This window comes from Mesorhizobium sp. B1-1-5 (genome assembly GCF_006443065.1).
Classification (GTDB): domain Bacteria; phylum Pseudomonadota; class Alphaproteobacteria; order Rhizobiales; family Rhizobiaceae; genus Mesorhizobium.
Window position 1 is genome coordinate 1 of record NZ_VFWS01000196.1, and the last position, 5333, is coordinate 5333.

Annotated in this window: 6 protein-coding genes and 1 pseudogene; 4 read left to right on the forward strand and 3 right to left on the reverse strand. The window is 65.8% G+C overall.

The features are described from left to right. Positions 1 to 74: 74 nt before the first annotated feature. Entirely contained in the window at positions 75 to 995 is a 921-nt protein-coding gene (locus FJ980_RS29080) for a sigma-70 family RNA polymerase sigma factor (RefSeq protein WP_246676592.1), read from the reverse strand. A 91-nt stretch (positions 996 to 1086) separates the two neighbouring features. Further along, positions 1087 to 1401, reverse strand: a complete 315-nt coding sequence (locus FJ980_RS29085; RefSeq protein ID WP_140547080.1) for an antibiotic biosynthesis monooxygenase — start codon at positions 1399 to 1401, stop codon at positions 1087 to 1089. A 274-nt stretch (positions 1402 to 1675) separates the two neighbouring features. Here FJ980_RS29085 and FJ980_RS29090 point away from each other — a divergent pair, with 274 nt between their 5' ends. Further along, entirely contained in the window at positions 1676 to 1867 is a 192-nt protein-coding gene (locus tag FJ980_RS29090) for a hypothetical protein (protein WP_140547081.1), read from the forward strand. Here FJ980_RS29090 and FJ980_RS29095 read toward each other — a convergent pair. Next, positions 1830 to 2503, reverse strand: a pseudogene (locus FJ980_RS29095) (isochorismatase family cysteine hydrolase). The gene FJ980_RS29090 and the pseudogene FJ980_RS29095 overlap by 38 nt on opposite strands. Positions 2504 to 2726: 223 nt before the next feature. Between FJ980_RS29095 and exbB the strand changes: the two are divergent. Genes exbB through FJ980_RS29110 form a run of 3 tightly spaced genes read left to right on the forward strand, consistent with a single transcriptional unit; the run spans position 2727 to position 5151 of the window. Next, entirely contained in the window at positions 2727 to 3659 is a 933-nt protein-coding gene (exbB, locus tag FJ980_RS29100; protein WP_140547082.1) for a tonB-system energizer ExbB, read from the forward strand. Positions 3660 to 3664: 5 nt separating this feature from the next. Further along, on the forward strand, positions 3665 to 4168 hold the full coding sequence (gene exbD, locus FJ980_RS29105) for a TonB system transport protein ExbD (protein WP_140547083.1): 504 nt from the start codon (positions 3665 to 3667) through the stop codon (positions 4166 to 4168). Beyond that, positions 4165 to 5151, forward strand: a complete 987-nt coding sequence (locus tag FJ980_RS29110) for an energy transducer TonB (RefSeq protein WP_140547084.1) — start codon at positions 4165 to 4167, stop codon at positions 5149 to 5151. The genes exbD and FJ980_RS29110 overlap by 4 nt, the downstream gene beginning before the upstream one ends. Positions 5152 to 5333: the final 182 nt, after the last annotated feature.

Below are 5333 nucleotides of genomic sequence, written 5' to 3' on the forward strand. Positions count from 1 at the left end.
CGATTTTCACGGAAAAGAACGGAAATCTTGCACCAAGACAAACGGCAACCTTTCAAAATCCCTGTGTCAGGGAACTAAGGTCGCTCCGCGTCGGAATAATCCAGGCCGTCCATCACGTAATCCGCGAACAGGAAGTCGCGGATGCCGGCGATCCGGCCGTTCTCCCAATCGATGAGGATGAAGTAGCGCGGCGGTCCGTCCGGACGCTCCGGGCTGGTGACCAGGATGGCGGGCCGGCCTTCGACGAGGCCGGCCGTGAAATGCCAATGCGTCTCGTCGGCGTAGCGGCCGAAATAATTGCCGACATATTCCTTGCCGTCGGCGCGCAGGCGGTTGACCAGCTCCAGCTTAACGTCCTCGGCCAGCAGGCCGCGCAAGGCATCGAAGTCCCTGGCGTTGAAGGCGGCCACATAGTCGCCGAGGCGCCGCATGTCGTGTTGGTCGAGCGCCGGGCGGGGCGGCGCGATGCGCGGCGCGGCGGCCAGCTTGCGCAGGCTCTCGCGGCCCCGCTGCAGCGCGCCTTTGATCGCCGTCTCGGAAGTTTCGAGGATTTGGCCGATCTCCTCCAGGCTGTGTCCAAGCACATCCTTCAGCACGACCGTGCATCGTTGCGCCGGCGGCAATTGCATCAGCTCGGCTAGGCTCGCCTCGGCGGCAATTCGGGCATCCAGCGCCGAGTTCTGGTCGGCGATCGTCTCGAGCTCGACCTCGCTTTCGCGCCCCCGCAAGCGGGCCCGCTTGCGCAGAAAATCGAGGGCGGCGTTATGCGCGATGCGAAACAGCCAGGGCTCGGTCTTGTCGGGCATGTCGCCATTCCTGATCGCCACGAAGCCTTTTGCCAAAGCCTCCTGGACGATGTCTTCGCCATCGATGACCGATCCGACCATGCGCGACGCGTAGCGGTGCAGCTTGGCTCTCAGCAAGGCGGCATCGCGCTCGAAGGCGCGAAGCCTGGTTTCGGTCGCCGCAACGGACTGATCGTGCGAACCGGTCACGCGTGCTCTACCTCGTTGTTTGACGCAATTCCGGACGGAAGGTCGGCGAAGGCGCCGAACCTAACCGTTTCACACTTTTCCTGGAATTGCTTCAGTTCTCCACCCCGCCCGTATGGGAATAGGTGGTGTGACCCATCATGGTCTCGCCGGCGGCGAGTTCGACGATGCTCTTCATGTATTCGCCGAAGCGGGGATCGCCGCGGAAGGCCGCGATGTCGTCCGCCGAACGCCATTGCGAGATGTTGGCCACCTTGCTGCCGTCGACGCCGATCACCACGGATGACGACAGCGAGCCAGGCTGCTTGCTGAAGAAACTCCTCGTGCCCTCGGCAAGCGTGTTGGCGAGTTCCTGCTGCTTGCCCGGCTTGGCGGTGAAGACGTTGATCAAGGTCACTGTGGTCGACATGGCTTGGCTCCGTTTGTCCTGATGGCGGAGGCCGTCTTGGCCCTCGCACCCGTTACGACCCTCAAGACGAAGCCGGAGCCGGAAACGGAACGGTACACGCAAAAGTTTTTTCGGCAATCAATCAAGTTGGCGATCCGGATGCTGCCATTGACCTGTCGAGCGGCCGCCGCGCCCGTGAGTTCAGAAAAATTTATCCTCGCCGTTTCAACAGCCATCGCCGTTTCGTCTTGGTGAGTGCCGGGCTGCGACCCCGGCATCAACCAAGGAGAAGCAAATGTCGATCTTGTCATCCATCGCTCGCATCGCGACCGAATACACCGCGACCCGTGCCCGCTATCGGGCAGCGCGGGCGCTCCATATGCTGCCGCTCGACATCCGCAAGGATATCGGCTGGCCGGAACCCGGCGATCCGCGCGATCCCGAAATCCTCAGCTCGCCACACCCGCGAGCCGTGATAGCGCGCTGATGACGGCCGCCGAGTCCGCCAGCGCGCCGAAGACGCCGTCCTCGACCGTCACCATATGCAGCGCGGCTTCATGCGCATACCGGTCGCCCTGGCGCAGGCGTCCGCAATCGTCAGGCACTGGAAGTTGCGGTCGCAGGCCTCGCGCAATGTGGTGTGCACGCACACATCCGTGGTGCAGCCGGTGAACATCAGATGCGTGATGCCGCGCGCCCGCAAAATGAGCTCCAGATCCGTGTAGGTGAAGGCGCTGTTGCAGGTCTTGTCGATGATGATGTCTCCAGGTGCGACCTCGATGTCGGAAACGATCTGGAAACCCGGGCCGGAGCGCAGCAGGACATCGGTGCCGTCGAGCCCGGCCCGCTTGCGGCGCCATCTTTCATAAGGCGTCATGTCGGCCATGTCGGCGCGATAGCCTTGCCTGGTGTGAATGATGGTAAGGCCGGCGGCGCGGGCCACGCCAATCAGCCGGTTGACCGCCGGCAGGATGGCTCGCAGCGGCGACGGATCGTAGCCCTTCCTGGCGAAGTAGCCGGTCGACGAGAGGAAATCCTCCTGCAGGTCGATCGCCAGCAGCGCCGTATGCTGCGACTCCAGCCTGCCGTCATAGGGAAAGTCGAAGGGTATCGCCTTGATCATCGGCCGCCTGCTCTTCTTGCTCTACGCGCATCGTGCCCGGCAACCGCCCTGCGGTCCAGGCCCGCTGCCCAGGTAAGCATCGGCGCATCGGAGATTGTTAAGCAGCATAGTCATCTTTATAGTTGACTCATAAACTCATGTTTCATAGTCAACCGGCGCGGCTCGCCCTGCACCTGTCTGTATGACGGCCGCCGCATTGCAATGATGAAGCGAGGACGAGCCCTTGTCCCGAAACAGTCTCTTGGCGGCGCTGGCCGCGTCGCTCATTCTTTCGGCCGGTGTCGCCGCAGCGCAGGAACGATCGGCGACGCCTGCACCAGTCGACCAGGCGCCGGCCGCCCCAGCCCCGCAAGCACCGGCGGCCCAGACGCCCGCTCCGACGTCGGTGGAACCGGGCCTCCAGCCAGCTGCGAACAGCGTAGCCGGCGAAGCGCCTTCCATCTCGCTGACGCTGCCGCATGACCTGTCGCCATGGGGCATGTTCATAGATGCCGACATCGTCGTGAAGGCAGTCATGGTCGGGCTGGCCTTCGCTTCCCTCGTCACCTGGACGATCTGGCTCGCCAAGTCGCTGGAGGTCTTTGGCGGCAAGCTGAGGGCCCGCCGCGCCGCCGATGCGATCGGCAACGCCGCGACATTGATGCAGGCCGGCCGGGAGCTTGGCCACAGCGGCGGCCCGGGCGCGCTGCTGGTGCGGGCGGCGGAAGAAGAACGGGCGCTTTCGGCCGGCGCGCTCGACCATGCTTCCGGCGACGGCCTGAAGGAACGCGTCGCCTCCAGGCTTGCGCGCATCGAGGCGACGGCGGCGCGGCGCATGTCGCGCGGCACCGGCCTGCTCGCCACCATCGGCTCGACGGCGCCCTTCGTCGGCCTGTTCGGCACCGTCTGGGGCATCATGAACGCCTTCATCGGCATCTCGCAGGCGCAGACCACCAACCTCGCCGTGGTGGCGCCGGGCATCGCCGAGGCGCTGCTTGCGACCGCGATGGGTCTCGTCGCGGCCATTCCGGCGGTCGTCATCTACAACGTCTTCGCGCGTTCGATAGCCGGCTACAGGCAGATCCTTGCCGACGCCTCCGCCGGCGTCGAGCGGCTGGTCAGCCGCGACCTCGATTTCCGCACCGTGCCGCCGGCAACGGCGATGGCGGCGGAGTAGCGGCGATGGCGGCGCGCATTCGCGAGACCTCCGGCGACGATCTCGAGGAAAGCCACGACATCAATGTCACGCCGTTCATCGATGTCATCCTGGTGCTCCTGATCATCTTCATGGTCGCCGCACCGCTCGCCACGGTCGACGTCGATGTCGACCTGCCCGGATCGACAGCGACGCCGGCGCCGCGGCCCGAGACGCCTTTGTTCCTGACCTTGAAAAGCGATCTGACGCTGGCGATCGGCAATGACCACGTGCCGCGTCTGGCCTTCGCCGGGGCGCTCGACAACCGCACCAAGGGCGACAAGCAGACGCGCATCTTTCTGCGCGCCGACAGGACGGTCGGCTATGGCGACCTGATGGAAGTGATGAACCTGCTGCGTAGCGCCGGCTATCTCAAGGTCGCGCTGGTCGGACTTGAAACCGCGGGCAGCTCCGGCGGGCAAGCCGCGCCCGGAATACCTGCGACCGGCGCGAACCCTGCCCCGGCGCCGGCTGGAAGCACGGCGCCATGACGGTCGCCGCTCTTTCTCGCATTTCGCAGCCGCGCTTCGGCGCGCGCGAGGCCGGCCTGTGGACGAGCGCCGCCGCGATCATTCTGGCCGCGCATGTGGCGGTCGCCTATGCGGTGCAGAATCTGAGCTTCGCCGAGATGCAGGATGGCGGTCCGCCGCCGGCGCTGGCGGTCGAGATGGCGCCGCTGGCCATTGCCCCCGCCGCGCCGGAAGAGACGGCGATGCTGGACGCGGTGACATCGGAGCCGGCCGATGCGGCGGAGGAGACGGAAAAGCCCATCGACATGAAACCGGCGACCGACCCGGCGCCGGTGTCGGAACAGGCCGAGCCGGTCGTCGAACCGCTGTCAGATGCTGACGACACGCAAAAAGTCGAGCAGGCCGCGCCGGCGGCAATTGCCGCCATGAGCGAGCAGCCGCCGCTGGACGAGGTCGTGGCCGATCCTGTCGAGGCGATAGCGCCGGACGTCGTCATTCCGCTGCCGGAACTGAAACCGTCGGAAGCCGAGGTGAAGGCGCAAAAACGGGTCGAGCCCAAGAAGAAGGGCGAGAAGAAACCGGTCGAAAAGCCGAAAGAACGGATGAAAAAGGAAAAGGCGCCACCGCCAAAGGTGACGACCACCGCCAGCATCGACGCCAAGGCGGTGGCGAAGGCGGCAGCACCGCGGTCCTCGAATGCGGCGCCGCGCTCGAGCGTCGGCCCGTCGCGCTGGAATTCCAGTCTGGCGGCGTGGATCAGGCGGCACACCCGCTATCCGAGCGCGGCGCGCTCCAGGCGGGCCGAGGGGACGCCGAGCGTGACCTTCACGGTCGACACCTCCGGCAGGGTGGTCTCGGCCCGGCTGGCGCGATCCTCGGGCGATGGCGATCTCGACCGCGCGGCGCTCGGCGCATTGCAGGGCGCCTCGGTGCCGGCGCCGCCGGCGGAGCTCGGTGCCCGCGTCACCCGCACCGCGCCCTTCGTCTTCAGCCTGCGCAATTGAAGGCCACCGGACCTGTGAGCGTATCGCTTCCAGGGCAGTCGACCAGAGAGAACGACGCAGGATCGGCCCCGCCGGCGGCAGCGCAAGCACCGTCAACGCGAATCCGCCTCCAGCGCCAAGGCGGACCTAACCGAGCGTAAGTCTAAGTGCTTGCTCCTAGTTCCCCGACACAGGGATTTTGA

Coding starts and splice junctions, on each gene's coding strand:
- FJ980_RS29085 (WP_140547080.1), bottom strand. CDS start 1,401: ATGTCGACCACAGTGACCTTGATCAACGTCTTCACCGCCAAGCCGGGC.
- FJ980_RS29090 (WP_140547081.1), top strand. CDS start 1,676: ATGTCGATCTTGTCATCCATCGCTCGCATCGCGACCGAATACACCGCG.
- exbD (WP_140547083.1), top strand. CDS start 3,665: ATGGCGGCGCGCATTCGCGAGACCTCCGGCGACGATCTCGAGGAAAGC.
- FJ980_RS29110 (WP_140547084.1), top strand. CDS start 4,165: ATGACGGTCGCCGCTCTTTCTCGCATTTCGCAGCCGCGCTTCGGCGCG.